Below are 19,412 nucleotides of genomic sequence, written 5' to 3'. Positions count from 1 at the left end.
ATACTATTTTTTCCTTAAGCTGAGAAGTTAACAATTTATTGTTAGCTTCTTTTCTTTGCTATTAAAATTTCCTTTTAAGGACTACATAAATCCCTTTGACCAAATATGTAATTCTTTGTAAAATGATATATATATAGAAAGATTATGAATATACAGGTAATATATGGGCGATAGATTTTAATGAATTATTCGGGGGGAATTTATTAGTTAAGTATATTAACTTGTTTGCACTACATTTTACAAATAAAGGGGTATTAGTAATCATGAAAGCAAAGAAATTAGTAAGTTTAGCGTTACCAGTTATGTTATTGAGTGGTTGTATTACAATTGAAACTGATGGTAAGAAAGCTGAAACAAAGAAAGAAGAGACGCAAAAGGTAGAGAAAGAGAATAAGACTTCTGAAAAAGAGAGTAAGTCAACTGATAGCAAGAAAGAGGATAGCTTATCTGTAGCGAAAGGTGAAGGTACAAATAGTAGCTCATCAAGTAGTCAACCAAGTTCTTCTTCAAATAATTCAACTTCTTCAATTGGTAAGGTAACTGGTTCAGATGTTGAAAGGTACAAGGCAGATATCATAAATAGTGCTACTCAAATTGAAAATACAATGAAATTAATTGAAGGAATAGCAGATTCAGACGTAAAATCATACAAACAAAAGAAAAGTGAAGTACAACTGAGTTTAGGTGGAGCAAAGGCAACCACAACGAAACTGAAGAATCTACAAGCACCTCCTGAATTACAGGGAGAACAAGTGAAGATAAAGCAATCGATGGAACTGTATGCGGATTGTTTCCAACTTCTCTTTGATGCATTAGACCAAGAAGACGAGAGTAAAATGCATCAATCATTAAGTAAAGCACAAGAAGGTTCAAAACTGTTTGAAGAAGCAGCGAAGAGTATCGGTAGCAAAACAAACTAAGAGTAAATTACTTTAAGGAGTATGAGGTATGAAAGTGAAGAAACTAATGGCTGCTGTAGTTCCAGTTACATTATTATTAAGTGGTTGTGTTACAGTAAAAGATTCGGCAAGTAAAGAAGCAAAGACAGAAGAAACAAGTAAAGCTAAGTCTTCTGGAACAAAAGAAAAATCAACTAATTCGAAAGAAGAAAGTAAAGATGTTCAAAAGGTTCGAGTTTTAGATGAAGATTATGCACAATATTTATTAGACATTGAACAGGATATGTTAAGACGATTTGATTACTATGATGCATCTGTAAAGGATTTGAGAAACGGAAGTAAATCAAAAGCTGAGGTATTAGATAGTGTTAAAGACATCTATAAAGTATTTGATAAGATAGAGAAGATTTCTGCACCGCCAAAACATAAAGAAGACCAAAAAGAGATTGAAAGAGCTGCAGGTAAACTAAGAGAAACATTCGGTGAAATAGAGAAGTTATTCAACGATAAAGGTTTTAGCTTAGAGACTGATAAGGAAATCTTAAATAAAGCAAATATAAAATTAGAGGAAGCAAAACGTATTTGGAAACCTACATTTGATAAGTTAAGGGCTGAAGTAAAAGGTGATACAACCACGGAAAAATCTACTAGTACAACAAGTAGTTCTACACAGGCAAACCCAACTACTGGCAGTCAGGCTCAAACAGATAAAAGTCAAGCAAAAACTGGGGTATTTGTAGATACAGTTGGTACAAGTGAAGAGTTAGGAATTAGTTATAGCAACATGCAGAAGAACATTAAAGATGGTACTGAGATTATTGGTAATTGGGGTATTGATTACGGCAGTGGCGTAAAAACTACGCTAGTACTAAAAGGTGATAAAACATTTGAGTCTTATGCGAATGGTTCTTATCCGAATAAAGATAACTATTTAACAGGAACATATACGGTGGATGTCCCATCATTCCAGTTATCTTTAAAAGTAACAAAAGCAGTTAAAGACGGTCAAGAAGTAAAGTTAACAAATGATAGTATCATGTATAAATTGCAAAACTATGATGGGAACACATTACAAATTTATCATATGGACGATAATGTTCGTATTCGATATGTAAAACAATAAATAATTGGTGAAAAACTCTGTAATAAATTTTACAGGGTTTTTTATTAGTTTTAATTTAATTTCTTCATTATCTTTCCAGACGCTGTCCATACTAGTATAAGTTGAGAAATGAACAAAACGATAATGATAGGCAGTTGATGTAACTCCATAGTAACTGTAACCATCTAAAGCCCAATTCATACACTATGATGGAGGCTTTTCACCTAATAACCGGATGAAAAAGGAGTGTAATCATGAAGAAACGTACTGTTAATGAAGCAGGAAGGAATGTGCCACAACCAATCCGCAGCGACGGAGCAGGTGCGATTGATTCTGGACCTCGTAATGTTATGCGGGATATTCAAAATCCGAATATGCTTGTTCCGCCTATAACGGATGCAGGGTTAGTTCCTAACTTGAAGTTTTCATTCTCGGACACTTCTATGATTTTGAAACAAGGCGGGTGGTCTCGGGAGATTACTGTTCGAGAACTACCGGTTTCGACGACGATTGCAGGAGTAAATATGAGTTTAACGGCCGGTGGAGTACGAGAACTACATTGGCATAAAGAAGCGGAATGGGCGTATATGCTTTTAGGACGGGCACGCATAACGGCTGTTGATCAAAATGGACGGAATTTTATTGCTGATGTTGGACCAGGTGATCTTTGGTATTTTCCGCCTGGTATTCCGCATTCCATTCAAGGATTGGAACATTGTGAATTTCTACTCGTTTTCGATGATGGACATTTTTCTGATTTATCTACTTTAGCTATTTCTGATTGGTTTGCGCATACGCCAAAAGAGGTGTTGTCGGCTAATTTTGGAGTACCTGAGAGTGCTTTTCGTTCTATCCCTTCAGATCAAGTTTATATTTATCAAGGAGAGGTGCCAGGTTCCCTTGAAAGTCAGGAAGTTCAATCACCGAAAGGAGAAGTTCCTTTAACATTTAAACATGAATTGTTAAAACAAAAGCCGATTAAGACGCCTGGTGGTAGCGTTCGAATTGTAGATTCCACAAATTTCCCTATTTCCAAAACAATCGCAGCAGCGCTCGTTGAGGTTGAGCCTGGTGGAATGAGAGAACTTCATTGGCACCCGAATAATGATGAATGGCAATATTATTTGACAGGGGAAGCGAGAATGACTGTGTTTCTTGGAAATGGTACCGCTCGTACATTTGATTATAGAGCTGGCGATGTCGGATATGTACCGTTTGCGACGGGGCATTATATTCAAAATACAGGTACCGAAACATTATGGTTTTTAGAGATGTTCAGAAGCAATCGTTTTGAAGATGTATCGTTAAATCAATGGATGGCACTGACTCCTAAAGAAATAGTGGAGAGTAATATACATGTTGGCCCGCAAGTAATGGATTCTCTGCGTAAGGAGAAGTGGCCTGTTGTGAAATATCCGGGGTTTTCATATAGTCCGAAAAATGATGAGTAAAAATGAAAATTTGCGTTATTCTTTCTGGAGACTGATAAGAAGGGATGGCGTATTTTTTATGCCTAATCTAGTCTTTATCCCGCTATTTGCCGGGCAGTAAGACCCACCTCAAAATTCAGCGGAATCAAAGAAGTTAGGTGGGGCGCGGGCTGTCCGTAAAAGCCCGATTAGTGAGGGCTGATTAAAGTTTCACTTTATTAGTATCCATTCTTTGTATTATTGTTCGGGAAATTATTATTGGAGCATAGTATAGGGAAGATACATATAAAATAGCGCCATTATAAGCTGTAACGCATAAGTTGCGCAGGAAATGCAACGATAACTAGCTTTACTCTTCATCATTTATTTGAACATAATGGGCATAGAGAGGTGATAAACACAGTATGATTTTTAGTGAGCGTTTAAAAGAAGAAAGGGAAAAAAGAAATTGGTCGCAAAATGATTTGGCTGAAAAACTTCATGTGAGTAGGCAATCTGTTTCGAAATGGGAGACGGGGAAGAACTATCCGAGCATTGAAATTATTATTCATTTAAGTGATCTGTTCGGTATTACAATTGATGAACTGCTAAGGAGTGATGAAGAATTGACGCAGAAAGTAATTGAAGATAGTAAGCAATTGGCGTATCCAAAATGGAAGGTGTTTTTTGATAGTTTATTTATGATGGGCGTATTTTTATTTATTACAAAAATCGTTGTATGGATGCTAAATAAATTTGCAGGAGCAAGTATTACAATTGTAGCAGATGCGCCATATGTAATGAATCTTTTGCCCCTTGCATTCATGATTATAGGTGGTATGGGATCGGATAAGTTGAAGAAAATATATAAATAGAGGAAAGATTTGAAAGAAATCCCCTACACTAGCTGTTCTTTTCACTTAAATTGTGTACTATAAAGGATAGGATGACATAAAGAAGGGGACATTTAGAATGGAATTTCATGAACAAAAGATTTTGCCGGCAGTGAGGCAAATTAAAGATTTGGAAAAACTATTACATAGTTCGTATGAGTATATCGTTATTTTAGATATTCATGTCGGTCAATTGAAGAGTGTTATATCACTTGCGAAGCAATATTGTAAAAAGGTGTTTTTACATGTGGATTTAATTCATGGTTTGCAGAGTGATGGGCATGCGACGGAATATTTATGTCAGGAGTTTAGACCGTACGGGTTACTTTCGACAAAGGCGAGCGTTATTATGAAGGCGAAGCAAAAAGGTGTTGTGGCAATACAACGCATCTTTTTAATCGATTCGAGTGCGATGGAGAAGAGCTGCAATCTTTTAGATAAGACAAAACCGGATTATATTGAGGTGCTTCCGGGAGCAATGACGGATATTATCGCTGAAGTGAAAGAGCGTACTGGTGTACCGATTTTAGCAGGTGGTTTTATTCGTACTGTAGAAGATGTGGAAAGAGCTTTAAACGCTGGTGCGACAGCGATTACGACGTCAAAACGCGAACTATGGAAACATTACCAAAAAAAGTGACGAAAATGTGAAAAAATTCTGTTGACACCGCTTTCATAAGAGGTTAACATTATAGACAAGTTAATAAACGTGACGGAGAAAAGAAGAGATCCACATTTCATTGTTTCTATATAAATTTATATAGAAGCGTGCAAAGCTGTGGGTCTTTTTCTTTTGACAAAAACGAATGGCCATTCATTTTACCTCTATCACATTTGGAAGCGTTTAAATTGATTGTGGAGGGATACTATGTCAGCATTTTTAGGAGAGTTAATAGGGACTGCGTTGTTAATCGTACTTGGTGGCGGCGTTTGTGCTGGTGTAAGTTTAAAGAAATCGTTTGCGAAAGATTCAGGTTGGATTGTTATTACAATGGGCTGGGGCTTAGCAGTAGCGGTTGCAGCGTATGCGGTTGGATCAATTAGTGGGGCACATTTGAATCCAGCTTTAACGATAGGACTAGCATTTAAGGGAGCGTTCCCATGGAGTGACGTACCAGGTTATATCGTAGCACAAATGATTGGGGCAATTATCGGGGCAGTTATCGTATATTTACATTACTTACCACACTGGAAAGAAACAGAAGATCCAGGAACAAAGTTAGGTGTATTTGCAACAGGTCCAGCAATTCCGAACACATTTGCAAACCTTTTAAGTGAAATGATTGGAACATTCGTTTTAGTATTTGGTATATTAGCAATTGGTGCAAATAAATTTGCAGATGGATTAAATCCATTTATCGTAGGTTTCTTAATTGTAAGTATTGGTTTATCATTAGGTGGGACAACAGGATACGCAATTAACCCAGCACGTGATTTAGGTCCGCGTATCGCACACTTCTTCCTTCCGATTGCAGGAAAAGGCGGTTCAAACTGGAAGTATGCATGGATTCCAGTAGTAGGTCCAATTTTAGGTGGATCACTTGCAGGTTTATTCCATCAAGTTGTATTTGAAGGAAAACAAAATTCAGCACTTATTTATGTGATTATCGCAACTGTGATTGTACTAGCAATCTCTTATATGACAAGTAAAAAAAGCGGAAGCAATACAAATAGTAGAAAAGTAGCATAAGGGGGAAACCGATATGAAAAAATATATTCTTTCATTAGACCAAGGAACAACAAGCTCACGTGCAATTTTATTCAATAAAAAAGGTGAAATTGTTCATTCAGCTCAAAAAGAGTTTACACAACATTTTCCAAAGCCGGGCTGGGTAGAGCATAATGCGCAAGAAATTTGGGGATCTATTTTAGCAGTTATCGCAACTTGCTTAAGCGAAGCAGATGTAAAACCAGAACAAATCGCTGGTATCGGTATTACGAACCAACGTGAAACAACGGTTGTATGGGATAAAACAACTAGTAAACCAATTTACAACGCAATCGTATGGCAATCTCGCCAAACAGCTGAAATTTGTGATGAGTTAAAAGAAAAAGGTTATGGCGAAATGGTTCGCGAAAAAACAGGTCTTTTAATTGACGCATACTTCTCTGGTACGAAAGTAAAATGGATTTTAGATAACGTTGAAGGTGCAAGAGAGAAAGCAGAAAACGGCGATCTATTATTCGGAACAATTGATTCGTGGCTTGTATGGAAACTATCTGGTGGTAAAGCGCACGTAACGGATTACTCAAATGCATCACGTACGTTAATGTTTAACATTCACGACTTACAATGGGATGATGAGCTTCTAGATATGTTAACAGTACCAAAGAGCATGCTTCCAGAAGTACGTCCATCATCTGAAATATATGGAGAAACAATTGACTATCACTTCTTCGGTCAAAATGTACCAATTGCAGGTGTAGCTGGTGACCAACAAGCGGCATTATTTGGACAAGCTTGTTTCGGTGAAGGTATGGCGAAAAATACTTACGGAACTGGTTGCTTCATGTTAATGAACACAGGTGAAAAAGCAGTAGCTTCTGAGCACGGTCTATTAACAACAATTGCATGGGGAATAGATGGTAAAGTGAACTATGCATTAGAAGGAAGTATTTTCGTAGCAGGTTCTGCGATTCAGTGGTTACGTGACGGAATGCGCATGTTTAAAGATGCAAGTGAGAGTGAAGTATATGCCTCTCGCGTTGAATCAACTGACGGTGTATACGTTGTACCAGCATTCGTTGGACTAGGAACACCTTATTGGGATAGTGAAGTACGCGGCGCTATGTTTGGTGTAACACGCGGTACGACGAAAGAGCATTTCATTCGTGCAACGCTAGAATCTTTAGCTTACCAAACGAAAGATGTATTATGCGCAATGGAAGCAGATTCAGGTATTGAACTGAAAACATTACGCGTTGATGGCGGAGCGGTTAAAAATAACTTCTTAATGAAGTTCCAAAGTGATATTTTAGATGTTCCTGTAGAGCGTCCAGTGATCAACGAAACGACAGCTTTAGGTGCAGCATACTTAGCTGGTCTTGCGGTTGGATATTGGAAAAACCAAGATGAAATTAAATCACAGTGGCATATGGACAAACGCTTTGAACCAACGATGGAAGCGGAAACAAGCGAAGAGCTATATGCTGGATGGAAAAAAGCAATTGAAGCAACAAAAGCTTTCAAATAATCATAAACAGTGTTATAATGGTGACAAGTTAATAATTCGGTAGGAGATTTGGAGAGACCACAACGCGCTATAGAGGCGAAATCTATAGCGGAGTTTGTGGTCTCTTTTTTCGTTATCAAAGGGAGGAATTACCATGAAATTTTCAAGTAAACAACGTAAAGACGTATTAAACGGAGTAAATAAACAAGAGTTAGATGTGATCGTAATTGGTGGAGGTATTACTGGTTCTGGTATTGCATTAGATGGAGCAACACGCGGGTTATCAACAATTGTGTTTGAAATGCAGGACTTTGCAGCAGGTACATCAAGTCGTTCAACGAAGCTTGTACACGGTGGTCTACGTTATTTAAAACAACTTGAAGTGAAAATGGTAGCAGAGGTGGGTAAAGAGCGTGCGATCGTATATGAGAACGGTCCCCATGTAACAACACCAGAGTGGATGTTACTTCCGTTCCATACAGGCGGTACGTTCGGATCATTTAGTACATCAATTGGTCTTCGTGTATACGACTTCTTAGCAGGTGTAAAACGAAGCGAGCGCAGAAAGATGTTTAACCGTGAAGAAACGCTAAACAAAGAGCCTCTTGTAAAAAAAGAAGGATTAAAAGGCGGCGGTTACTACGTAGAATATCGTACAGACGATGCGCGTCTTACAATTGAAGTAATGAAAGAAGCAATTGAGCATGGTGCGAAAGCTGTTAACTACGCAAAAGTAGACAGTTTCTTATATAAAGATGGAAAAGTATGCGGTGTACGTGTAATCGATTTACTAGACGGTGAAGTATATGAAGTTTACGGTAAGAAAATTGTAAACGCAGCTGGTCCTTGGGTAGATACACTTCGTGAAAAAGATAACTCGAAAAAAGGAAAAGTACTTCAGTTATCAAAAGGTGTTCACTTAGTAATTGATCAAAAACGTTTCCCACTCGGGCAAGCAATTTACTTCGATACACCAGATAAACGTATGGTGTTCGCGATTCCTCGCGGAGGAAAAACATACGTAGGTACAACAGATACGTTCTATGATAAAGACGCAGCTGTACCACAAATGACAACAGAAGATCGCACATACATCATTAATGCGATTAACTACATGTTCCCAAGCGTGAAAATTACAGAGAAAGACATTGAATCAAGCTGGGCTGGTGTACGTCCGTTAATTTATGAAGAAGGTAAGAATGCATCTGAAATTTCTCGTAAAGATGAAATTTGGACTTCTGAATCTGGTTTAATTACAATCGCAGGTGGTAAATTAACAGGATACCGTAAAATGGCTGAAATGGTAGTAGATTACGTAACGAACTTATTACAAAAAGAAGGTCATAGCGCATATCCGAAGAGCGATACGAAACATATGCCAATCTCTGGTGGACATGTAGATGGTTCACACGGATTCCCAGCATTTGTTGCGAAAAAAGCAGACGAAGGTACAAAATCTGGTTTAACGAAAGTACAAGCAGAAGAGTTCGCGAAATTCTACGGCTCTAACGTTGATGTACTGTTCGACTTAGCGAAAAAACATAAAGAAGAAGCGAAAGAATACAACATGCCGCTTGAAGTTCTAATCCCACTTGTATACGCAATGGATTACGAAATGACAGCAAAACCAGTTGACTTCTTCGTACGCCGCAGAGGCGCTGTATTCTTCAACATCCACTGGGTATACGAGTGGAAAGAAGCAGTAATCAACTACATGGCTGCGAAACTAGGCTGGAGCAAAGAAGAACAAATGAAATATACAGCTGAACTAGAAAAAGCACTAACAGACGCTGTAATTCCTGTAGATCAACAAGAACAGGCAGCTGCGTTAGCATAAAATAGAGAACCACCTGAAGGGGAGCCTTTAGGTGGTTTTTTTATGGGTTATTTTTCTAACTATGTTGTATAACGACATATGTTGTTATACTATGTATATAAGGTGGTGGTATTGTTGGACAAAGAAATCTTGAAGGGAAGTATAGATATTTTATTACTTTCTATCATTGCAAAACGTGATACATACGGCTACGAAATAGCTCAAAGTTTAAAGGATGCAAGTGAAGATTTGTATAGTATGGGACAGGGAACTTTGTATCCTGCTTTAAAGCGATTAGAGAAAAAGGAGTTTCTTGAATCTTATTGGAATGAATCTGAGAATGGGATGAAAAGGAAATTCTATACTATTACAGATAAAGGGAAAAAAGAATTGCAGAAGAAAGTGAACTCTTGGGAGAGTGTAACAGCATTAATTCAAGCTTGTCAGAAAGGAGTTATTTATGAGTGAATTTGATGAGTATATTAAGTCTATTTTAGCCTATTCAGAACTTAGTGATATTGAACAGGATGAGTTATTTCTAGAAATGTATGATCACTTGAACAGCTTGAAAGAAGAATATATGGAGCAAGGTATGAATGAAAAAGAAGCGATTTATAAAGCGATTCAAAGTTTTGGAGAATCAAAAGTTATTGGCGTAGAGATTAATAAATCGGTATACGAAGTTCCTAGGCCATTAAAGGTATTATCAAAAATTTTATGTATTCCTTATATAATCATTTGTTTTATTGTCTTTTTAGGAACGTTTATTTCGACTTCTACATTTGACTCTGTTCGCAGTTTGACAGGTGGTGGGACTGTCTATCATCCCATTGAATTTTGGCAGCAATTTTTACATATATCTGATTTAGAAACGTTATTACAACTTTTTGGAATAACACTTTGGCAAGTTAAAGATTTTATTGCACATCCAGGTCCTTGGGGAAACTCAACTTATTGGTTAAGCGTTTTACAACATATAATATTAGTAGTTCCATTCGGATTTTTCGTTCCAGTGCTGATTAATAAAGTGACTAACTATAAGAAAGCTCGTAAGTGGTATGTTATGACCTTTCTTGTTTGGGAGATATTACATTTACTAACTTTGTCTGATGTTTTTGATGTGTGGCGGATTGCTATAAATATGCTCGGTGCGTCGGTAGGATATCTTTTATTTATAAGCATAATGCAACTGGATAATAAATTTAGGGTTATGCGAAAGAAGATATTTGAAATTTAGCTCGCTATTCTGTAGTTTAAATTATACAAATTTAATTTGATGGTAATAGAGTATCGCTGAAAACATAGGTACTATGTAGTGAGAGGATTTTTTATATTCGTAATAGGTGTTGTTCCTTGTTTAATCCTACTGTTATGAAGCGGGTCCATAATCCGTCTTTATTGGTGCTATAAATGATGAGAGCGGCACAGCTGAACTAGAAAAAGTCTAGATCAACAAGAGCAGGCAGCTGCGTTAGCATAAAATAGAGAACCACCTGAAGGGGAGCCTTTTAGGTGATTTTTTCTCTTGACTAAAAATAAATAAAATGTGTTACAATGATGATAGAGTATTTAGTGTGAATTTTGCATAAAATAAAAAAGACAGAAGCCTGAGAAACTTCTGCCTTTGTAACCTAACTTGCTATTGTGGTGGTAGTAGGTGCGGTTATAAGACAATTACATTAACGTTTTAGCCGAGAACCGCCCTTACCTTTTCCACGAAGCAGGGTGGTTCTCGCTTTTTTGTATACAGAAATTAGCCATGGACCGACGTATCTTCTACCGATGACAACGCCAGCTCCGGTTAGGATACCATACACTAATTTAATTACAAACATCGCGATCATATTATCACCTCCCCCTTTTTTCAAAATGGAAGAGATGATTACCACACCTACTAGTTATAGCTTATTAAGTTACATATTAATTGTATTATGTTTTAAAATAGGGAACAAGATATATGGATGAAAATTCCTGTTTTTAAGCAGAGCATTAGTGTCAGGGGACAAGAAGTAAATAAATATTCATAAAAAAACGGTATGGACATTACCATCCGTATTTTTTTATGAATTTATAAAACTTTTCCATACAGTGCGTCGTCTAATATATGGGAAGGAGGAAATGATGTGGATGAATTAACGATAGAAGCGTTTGAAATAGAAGATAAGGAGGACCTTATCGACGAAATCATGAACAAGTATGGACAAGAAGTCCTGCAGCTTGTGTATTCATATGTGAATAATAAAGAGGTTGCGGAGGATTTAACGCAAGATATATTTGTAAAATGCTATAAATCTCTTCATACATATAAAGGGAATTCGAACTTAAAAACATGGTTATGGAGAATTGCAATCAATCATTGTAAGGACTATTTAAAAAGTTGGTATAACAAAAAAGTTATTGTGACAGAGGATGACTTTACGTATATGGGGAGTCAAAAAGAAAGTGTGGAACAAACTGTCATTCAAAATGCGGAGGATCGTGAACTGGCTTCTGCAGTAATGAATTTACCGATAAAATATCGAGAAGTGATTTATCTATTTTATTATGAGGAATTATCAATTAAAGAGGTTGCTACGGTAATAGAAGTGAAGGAAAACACGATAAAAACGAGACTGAAAAAAGCGAAGGAGCTTTTGAAGAAAGGATTGGAGGAATAATCAAATGGAAGATCGATTAAAAGGTTTGCGAAAATCAATGGAGAACACAACGTTTAAACATTTGAGTTTTTCTGATCAGCACCAAAAGCGGGTGCGCGAAAAAATCAATCAATCGTCCGAAAAGGAAGAAGACATCCTTTTAGCAGTGTTGCAACTTCTTATGAATGAAAAAACAGGTTATGAATTGATGCAGTTACTGCGGGGGAGGGGAATTCAAAAATTCGAAGGTGATGAAGGGTCTCTATACACTTTATTACATCGTCTAGAACAGAATCGCTTTATCCAATCTAGCTGGGATCACGCAGGAGCTAAATATTATCAATTAACTGATAAAGGAAACAAGATGCTGCGAAAGGCAGAGAAAAATGCTACGAAGGCACGATTTATATTAAAAGGATTAGTACAGGAGTGAGAAAAAATTGAGCAAAAAAGGGGAGCGTTTTTTAAAAGAAGTTACGAACCATATTAAATCAAAAGAAGCGAAGGACTTAGTAGCAGCGGAACTAGATTTTCACTTGAAACAGACGAAGAATATGTGGATAGAGAAAGGCTTAAGTGAGGAAGTTGCTGAAGATAAGGCCGTTGAACAAATGGGAAGTCCGATTAAATTGGGACAAGAACTTAACAAACTGCATAAGCCAAAGGTTGATTGGTTCTTACTTATTTTATTAGTGGCTGCTATGGGGTTAGGATTTTTGCCGGTTTTAGTTTTTGGATATACGAATGATGTAATAATAAATAAGGTGATATTTGTTATTCTCGGTGTTGTAACAGCGATTGGAATGATGTTACTTGATTATCGGAAATTAGAGAGAATGGGATGGTTGTTTTATATAATCGGAGTAGTTGTCCTGTTAATGCTATACTGTTTTCCAAACGCTTCAATGATTGGAGAACCGTTAATACAAATCGGCCCAATTGCAATTGACTGTCTAATGGCAGTGCCTTTCTTTTTTCTAGCTTGGGCTTCTTTTTTTAATGATAGTAGGTTAAAGATTATACATCTTGTGGTTTTATATTTATTTTCTTTGTATTTATTTTTGATTGTATCAACCCTTTCGTCAATTTTTGTTTATATGACAATGGTATTCGTTATGCTTTGGTGGAGTAAGTTAGGAAAGAAAACGGCGTTGATTATTACGATTGTACCCATTTGTTTATTTATTATCAGGGCATCGGTATCCTGGTCTTCAGGATACCACTTAGATAGAATTTTAGGGTATTTAAATCCGGAGAGTGATGCAGGTGGTGCAGGATTTATGTATATACGTTTAAAAGAGGTAATGTCATCGGCTGGTTGGTTTGGTACATCTGGAGATACAAAATTCATCCCTGCTGCGGATACTGATTTTGTATTTGCAAGTTTGACTTACTATTATGGGTATGTGCTTGCGTTAATTCTGGTTTCTGTTCTTTCTCTTTTTGTAGCAAGATTAGTAATCATATCTTATAAAATAAATGACCGATATGGTAAATTGCTTCTCATTGGAGGAATGACTCTTTTTGTAGTCCAGTTTATTTATAACGTGGGCATGATTTTAGGCTTATTGCCGATTGCTGCTATATCATTACCTTTTATTAGTTATGGATTAACACCGACTGTATTTCATGCGCTTTTAATGGGGATTGTGTTAAGTGTATATCGACGTAAAGATATGCCATTTAGAATGAAGAGAACACCTTGATAATGATCAAGGTGTTTCTTTTATATGTAAAAAGAATTCACTATTATAATCAAGTACGGCATACTAAAAGAACAACAAAATGATATTTTAGCATCACTTACATATAGGAGGACAAATAAATTGAGTAACCTTACGCGTTTACGTACACAAATTTTAATAACGAACACTTTCATAGAACTATTAAAAGAAAAACCATTCTCAGCCATTACGATTAATCATATTTGCGAAAAAGCAATGATTCATAGAAGTACGTTTTACCGTTATTACGTTGATAAGTATGAGCTCTTTAGTGCCACGATAAATACTATTGCCATAGAGCTATTTGAACAAACGAAGCAAGGTTTGAATTTGGAACGTACATTTTTTGAAGAAGTAATTGACTACATAGATGTGAATCGTGCGTTGTTTTTTAATGTTACGAGTAAAAATAATAGCCGTGAATTATATGATAAGTTGATTCAACTTGGCGGGGAGTCCTTATATGAAAATGCAACGCAATATAACGACCCTCTTTCAAGACAAATCCAAAATTCAGATTATCCAAATGTGTTATGTGATTTTTATTGTAGTGGATTTTTTGAGATCGTAAAAAAATGGGTAAATAATGAATATCCGTATTCAAAAGAAGAACTCATCCATATCGTTAACAATTTTCTCATAAATGAACCAAAATAAGACATATGTCTCATTTTGAGACGTATATTCATTTTTATTCATCGTTTTCCTCTAAAGCCTATGATAAATTATTGAGCATAGCAAAGGAGGAAAACGATGAATAAGGTTTTTGATACAATTGGACGGTTTATCATCAAGTACGCGAAGATGAATATTGCACTTATATTATGTTTAACGATATTTTTCGTATTTGGTATAACGAAAATTGAGATGAAGATGGGGAATGATGTATTTCTAAGTAATACATCTGATGTTTATAAGGATACAGAAACGTACCAAAAACATTTTGGCGGGGATGGTATATACGTATTGCTTAGTGGAGAGAGTGATACATTGCTTTCACAAGAAACAAATAAAGCAATTGTAGAATTCACTAAAAAAGCAGAAGGTATTAAAGATATTACCGGATCAACACATTATGTTGGCTTATTAAATGAAATGTTATCCGCTCCTGCTCCTTCATTTTCAACATTTGATACAGGAGTAGCAAATGAGAAATTAGAAACAGCTTTGAAAAACTCTATTTCAAGCGAAAAAATGAATGAAATTAATAATAACGTCAAAAGCAGTTTAACGAATGAGCAACGTGAAAAAATGGGAGTGTTTATTCAGCAACAACTTGCAGCTGAACAAATGCAAGAAATACAAAAACAATTAGTCGCGCTCGAACATACTCCTACAGTTGATGAGCAAGAGAAAATAACGCAATCTGTTTTAACGGAAAAGCAAAATGATGAAGTTGCAAAGTATACGCAAAGCATTTTAATAGAGCAACAAAAAGATCATATGCAACGAGCTATTTTGAAAGCTCTACCGAATGTTCAAAATATGAATAATGATTTACTTCATGAAATCGTCTTTTCTAATAAAGGGAAAGTACCAGACCAATTGAAACAACTCATTCCTGGGAATGGAAAACACGTTGTGATTCAGCTTCACACATCAAATAATACAGAGATGACGACGTATGTACGTATGAATAAAGAGCTAAATGAACTTATTAAAGATACGAATTTCAGTCAAGGTGTAACAGTAAAGGTAGCTGGAATGCCTGCGATTTTAGGGGATATTCAAGAAGAGGTCATAACGACATTAGGAATCATGCTCGGTTTAGCGGTTCTATTAATGATTGTTGTACTATTCTTCGTATTCCCTGTAAGACGTCGTATTATTTCATTAGCCTTTGTGTTAGTCGGATTAATATGGACATTTGGTTTCATGGGATGGGCCGGAATCCCGATTACACTCGCAACAATGGCGACACTACCAATCATTATAGGGCTCGGCACTGACTTCGGTGTTCAATTCCATAATAGATATGAAGAGGAATATAAAACGAGTGGATGTAATGCGAAGCTTGCAACATTACATGCCGTTCGTCATATTGGACCTGGCGTGGGAATTGCAGTTGTGATTATGAGTTTAAGCTTCCTGACAATGTATTTATCGAAAGCGCCGATGATGCAACAATTTGGATTAACTTTAGCGATAGGTGTTATATTCTGTTACGTTGTTGAACTATTATTGATGTTCTCAACATTCTACTTATTAGATCGCAAAAAAGAAGTACCTACATTAAAAGGTGATGTAGATAAAAACACAATGTTATCACGTTTCTTAAATCAATACGCGAATCTAGCTATGAAACTCGCAATTCCTATTTTAATCGTTTCAGTTATTTTATCTGGTCTTGGATTTATAGCAGAAAAGTCTATACCAACTGAAACAGACTTAACAAAAATGATTCCGCAAAATATGGAGACATTAAAAAATACGAAACAATTACAAAAGATAGTTGGCTCTACAACATATATTACGTATTTAGTAGAAGCAGAGGACGTCACGGAACCGAAAGTAATGTCTTGGATGCATAATGAAAGTGAAAAGATTGAAAACAAATATAAAGATGTGAGTGATGTCATATCACTGCCTAAAGCTATTTTGCAAATCAATGGGAAAAGTGCGTTGCCAGAATCTACTGCACAAGTAGCAAATGAGCTTGAAAACGTGCCAAATTCTCTGAAAGAAACCGTTATAAGTAAAAACAAAAAATACGCAACAGTTCAGTTCCAAGTGAATCCAGATCTGTCTTCGGCGGATCAATTGAAGTTGATGCATAACATATCAAAGGATATGAAGCCGGTCGATGGTGTGAAAATGAAGCCAGCGGGCGCGCAAGTTATGATGCTGTATGGTATTGATAACATTGGTGCAAATAGTGAATTAATGATTTGCGCAGGGCTGCTCATTATTTTCTTATCTTTACTCCTGGTGTATCGCCGCGTAAAACATGCATTATATCCATTAATACCAATTGTTTTAGTATTAGGATTTTCGCCTGGTGCTTTAAAACTACTCGATATTTCATATAATCCGCTAACAACAGCGCTAAGCTGCCTTGTACTTGGAATTGGAACAGAGTTTACGATTCTCATTATGGAAAGATATCGTGAAGAAGAGGCGAAGGGACTGTCTCCCAAAGAAGCAATTCGCGTCTCTCTTTCAAAAGTGGGGCAAGCCATTACAGCTTCAGGATTAACAGTAATTGTTGGATTCTCAACGTTAATTTTTGTTAACTTCCCAGTCTTACGTGAATTTGGTATTACAACTGTTATTGATACAACACTTTCTTTATTCTGCGCTTTAACCATATTACCAGTCTTAATTGTGTTGTTTCAAAAACGTAAATAGATAGTTAGGAAAAATAACATTCTTATTGTAAAAAAACACCTTGATAATCATCAAGGTGTTTTAGTTATTAGTTCAAAACTATCCGAATCAGCCCCAAGCACAAAAGGACTAACCTCGCCAACACTATAAAGTTGCAACTCATGCATCGCGCGCGTACAAGCAGTGTAGAACAATCTACGTACGCTCTCATCACTGTATACATCTTCAGAAGCATCATAAATAATAACAGCGTCAAATTCAATACCCTTCGCTAAATAAGCAGGGATCACGACGATGCCTTGCTCATACTCGGCTGAGTTACTCTTCACGAGTTTAATATTCTCGATATGACGGAGTGCTTCGTATGCAGCGGCGCTTTCAGCTGCGGATTTACATATAATTGCGATCGTATTGTGATTTTGTTTTTGTAATTCAGTAACTTTTGCAGTAATGTGCTCGTGCAGTTCGCTGTAATCAGCTACTTTCGTCACTGTAGGTTTCTCACCGTCACGTTCAAAGGCGTGAATGTTGTTGCCTTCCGGTACGAGAGCACGTGTAAATTCAATAATCGGTTTTGTTGAGCGATAGCTACGAGTTAAGTTGATGCCGTTCGTTTCATCTGGTCCGTATAAGCTAGTAAGTGTGTTGAAATTCACTGCTTCACTCGCGTGGGCAAATATCGCTTGGTTAAAGTCCCCGAGTACAGTCATTCTTGCGGCAGGGAAGAGGCGTTTTAAAAACTCAAATTGAAACGGCGAGTAATCTTGCGCTTCGTCTACGAGTACGTGTTTAATCGATCTATTCGTTTGGAAGCCTTCAATTAATTCTTTTAAAAGTAAAAATGGCGTCGCATCCTCGTAATATAGCTTTCCTTCATCAAGCATGTTTACTGTTAAGGAGCAAATGTCATCCCATTCTTTCGGTTTTTCTCCAGTAACCCATGATGCATCTGTGAAGAGCTGTTTATATATGCCTGTGAAATTGATGAAACGCAATGTTTGAACGCCTTTACGAAGTGGTTTCAATTTTTTACGGACAATCATACGTCCAAGTACTTTCGTTTCTTTTTCAAAATCATGAAAGGAGTTGTCGTCAAACTCGCCTTTTTTCTGTAAATATTTATAAGCCTTTTGGTATTCATCTTTACTCAGTAATTCAATTTCTTCTTCTACCCAAGGCTTTTTCAGTTCTGCTTTTTCAATTGCATCTATTTGTTTATTTAGCCAATCCGTTAACTTTTCAATTCGATTATGGAAGCGGAGGGAGGAGTCAGTATTATAAAATTGCTCTGTAATTTCTTTAGCAGAAACAATTAATTTTCCTCTAAATTTCATTCCTCTAAATAGCATGCCTGAAGATTCAAGAGATTGTCTGTACGTTCTAATCATCTCAAAAAATTGAGTAGATGCTTTAAATCGAATGCTCGCATTTCTCGTTTTATAGGTAGGGCTATTCGTTTCCGTTAACATATACTCTAATTGTTCATAAGGATCTTCAACGTCAAATGACTTGCTTAGTCTATGGTTTAAATATTCTTGGAACGTCACTTGTTGCATATTTTCTTCACCGAGTTCAGGTAGTACGTTAGATACGTAGCTGTTGAACATAGAGTTAGGGGAGAAGAGAATAATTTGATCCGCTTTTAGCCATTCGCGATATTTATATAGTAAGTAGGCGATTCGTTGCAGGGCAGCTGACGTTTTCCCGCTACCAGCAGCGCCTTGCACGATAAGTAGTCGGCCTTCATCGTGACGGATAATTTCATTTTGCTCGCGCTGAATTGTAGCAACGATGCTTTGCATATGTTTATTCGTACCTTTTCCGAGCGCTTGTTGCAAGATTTCATCGCCAATTGTAAGGCTCGTATCGAACATTGAATCAATCTCGCCATTTTGAATAATATATTGTAATTTTTTCTCCACATTACCGTGGATTACGCCTCCTGGTGTACTGTATTCAGCCGGTCCTGGTGGATAATCGTAGTACACACTCGAAATGGGTGCGCGCCAGTCATATATAAGGAAGTTTTCTCCGCTTGCATCAGTAAGTGTAGCTACGCCGATATAAATTTGATCCGCAGCAGATTCTCCTTCTTCTTTGAAATCAATTCGCCCGAAGTAAGGTGCTTTATGCATGCGTCTTAATGCGGCAAGTCGATTGAAGGTGTGCTTATGGGTGATTTGTGTGACAGCTAGTGACTGAGCTTGTTGTCTTAAGTTGATAACTGTTTCAAGATAATCATCAAAAGTATCCGTGTTCACTTTCACATCATCCCAAAAGTGTTTACGAATATTGATTACTTCTGCCCGGCGTCTGCCGGTTTCGTTTTCCAGTTTATCAATTTGCTCCGTAATTGTCTCGATTACGGTATCCAATCTTTTTTGCTCTAGATCAAGTTTTTTGTTCATACGGTAAGCACTCCTTTAAAAGTGA

17 protein-coding genes are annotated in these 19,412 nt (G+C 36.8%); 15 read left to right on the top strand and 2 right to left on the bottom strand.

Features of this window, described 5'->3' with window-relative positions; translation table 11 throughout:
• The first annotated feature begins 263 nt into the window (after positions 1–263).
• From ACO6VI_RS15735 to ACO6VI_RS15690, 10 genes are all read left to right on the top strand, one after another.
• Positions 264–920, top strand: coding sequence for a DUF7018 domain-containing (lipo)protein (locus ACO6VI_RS15735; protein ID WP_098818293.1), 657 nt, complete (start codon positions 264–266; stop codon positions 918–920).
• 28 nt (positions 921–948) lie between these two features.
• A complete protein-coding gene (locus ACO6VI_RS15730; RefSeq protein ID WP_000865195.1) occupies positions 949–2,022 on the top strand; it encodes a DUF3994 domain-containing protein in 1,074 nt (357 codons plus the stop codon).
• A gap of 233 nt (positions 2,023–2,255) precedes the next feature.
• Positions 2,256–3,452 carry an oxalate decarboxylase family bicupin gene (locus ACO6VI_RS15725; protein WP_000747528.1) on the top strand — a complete coding sequence of 399 codons (1,197 nt, stop codon included), beginning with the start codon at positions 2,256–2,258 and terminating at the stop codon, positions 3,450–3,452.
• Between the two features lie 383 nt (positions 3,453–3,835).
• Positions 3,836–4,285 carry a helix-turn-helix domain-containing protein gene (locus ACO6VI_RS15720; protein ID WP_023521349.1) on the top strand — a complete coding sequence of 150 codons (450 nt, stop codon included), beginning with the start codon at positions 3,836–3,838 and terminating at the stop codon, positions 4,283–4,285.
• Between the two features lie 97 nt (positions 4,286–4,382).
• A complete protein-coding gene (gene glpP, locus ACO6VI_RS15715; protein WP_000394286.1) occupies positions 4,383–4,943 on the top strand; it encodes a glycerol uptake operon antiterminator GlpP in 561 nt (186 codons plus the stop codon).
• A gap of 228 nt (positions 4,944–5,171) precedes the next feature.
• Positions 5,172–5,993 (top strand): glycerol uptake facilitator protein GlpF, encoded by an 822-nt coding sequence (glpF, locus tag ACO6VI_RS15710; RefSeq protein WP_001272200.1) that lies wholly within the window; start codon positions 5,172–5,174, stop codon positions 5,991–5,993.
• Positions 5,994–6,006: 13 nt separating this feature from the next.
• Complete coding sequence (gene glpK / locus ACO6VI_RS15705; protein WP_000760001.1) at positions 6,007–7,497, top strand: glycerol kinase GlpK; 1,491 nt, start codon at positions 6,007–6,009, stop codon at positions 7,495–7,497.
• 133 nt (positions 7,498–7,630) lie between these two features.
• Positions 7,631–9,313, top strand: a complete 1,683-nt coding sequence (gene glpD, locus ACO6VI_RS15700) for an aerobic glycerol-3-phosphate dehydrogenase (RefSeq protein WP_000672829.1) — start codon at positions 7,631–7,633, stop codon at positions 9,311–9,313.
• A gap of 114 nt (positions 9,314–9,427) precedes the next feature.
• Positions 9,428–9,760 carry a PadR family transcriptional regulator gene (locus tag ACO6VI_RS15695; protein ID WP_000356630.1) on the top strand — a complete coding sequence of 111 codons (333 nt, stop codon included), beginning with the start codon at positions 9,428–9,430 and terminating at the stop codon, positions 9,758–9,760.
• Positions 9,753–10,529 (top strand): VanZ family protein, encoded by a 777-nt coding sequence (locus ACO6VI_RS15690; RefSeq protein WP_071731878.1) that lies wholly within the window; start codon positions 9,753–9,755, stop codon positions 10,527–10,529. Before ACO6VI_RS15695 ends, ACO6VI_RS15690 begins: the two co-directional genes overlap by 8 nt.
• Positions 10,530–10,971: 442 nt before the next feature.
• On the opposite strand, the gene ACO6VI_RS15685 is transcribed toward ACO6VI_RS15690, so the two are convergent.
• Complete coding sequence (locus ACO6VI_RS15685; RefSeq protein WP_000561154.1) at positions 10,972–11,136, bottom strand: hypothetical protein; 165 nt, start codon at positions 11,134–11,136, stop codon at positions 10,972–10,974.
• A gap of 279 nt (positions 11,137–11,415) precedes the next feature.
• Here ACO6VI_RS15685 and ACO6VI_RS15680 point away from each other — a divergent pair, with 279 nt between their 5' ends.
• From ACO6VI_RS15680 to ACO6VI_RS15660, 5 genes are all read left to right on the top strand, one after another.
• A complete protein-coding gene (locus ACO6VI_RS15680; protein ID WP_000343998.1) occupies positions 11,416–11,949 on the top strand; it encodes a sigma-70 family RNA polymerase sigma factor in 534 nt (177 codons plus the stop codon).
• 4 nt (positions 11,950–11,953) lie between these two features.
• Positions 11,954–12,361 (top strand): PadR family transcriptional regulator, encoded by a 408-nt coding sequence (locus ACO6VI_RS15675; RefSeq protein WP_078993482.1) that lies wholly within the window; start codon positions 11,954–11,956, stop codon positions 12,359–12,361.
• Between the two features lie 7 nt (positions 12,362–12,368).
• Entirely contained in the window at positions 12,369–13,634 is a 1,266-nt protein-coding gene (locus ACO6VI_RS15670) for an FtsW/RodA/SpoVE family cell cycle protein (protein WP_078993483.1), read from the top strand.
• 120 nt (positions 13,635–13,754) lie between these two features.
• Positions 13,755–14,309, top strand: a complete 555-nt coding sequence (locus ACO6VI_RS15665; RefSeq protein WP_078993484.1) for a TetR/AcrR family transcriptional regulator — start codon at positions 13,755–13,757, stop codon at positions 14,307–14,309.
• Positions 14,310–14,405: 96 nt separating this feature from the next.
• Positions 14,406–17,000 carry an efflux RND transporter permease subunit gene (locus ACO6VI_RS15660; RefSeq protein ID WP_422423616.1) on the top strand — a complete coding sequence of 865 codons (2,595 nt, stop codon included), beginning with the start codon at positions 14,406–14,408 and terminating at the stop codon, positions 16,998–17,000.
• Positions 17,001–17,050: 50 nt separating this feature from the next.
• Here the strand turns inward: ACO6VI_RS15660 and helD are convergent, their stop codons facing one another.
• Complete coding sequence (gene helD / locus ACO6VI_RS15655; protein ID WP_078993486.1) at positions 17,051–19,387, bottom strand: RNA polymerase recycling motor HelD; 2,337 nt, start codon at positions 19,385–19,387, stop codon at positions 17,051–17,053.
• Between the last annotated feature and the right edge of the window lie 25 nt (positions 19,388–19,412).

It is taken from the genome of Bacillus sp. PSXD-155 (assembly GCF_049310765.1).
In the GTDB taxonomy this organism is placed as follows: domain Bacteria; phylum Bacillota; class Bacilli; order Bacillales; family Bacillaceae_G; genus Bacillus_A; species Bacillus_A cereus.
The sequence above is the reverse complement of the archived record's forward strand: the minus strand, read 5'-3'. Positions and strand labels throughout refer to the sequence as shown.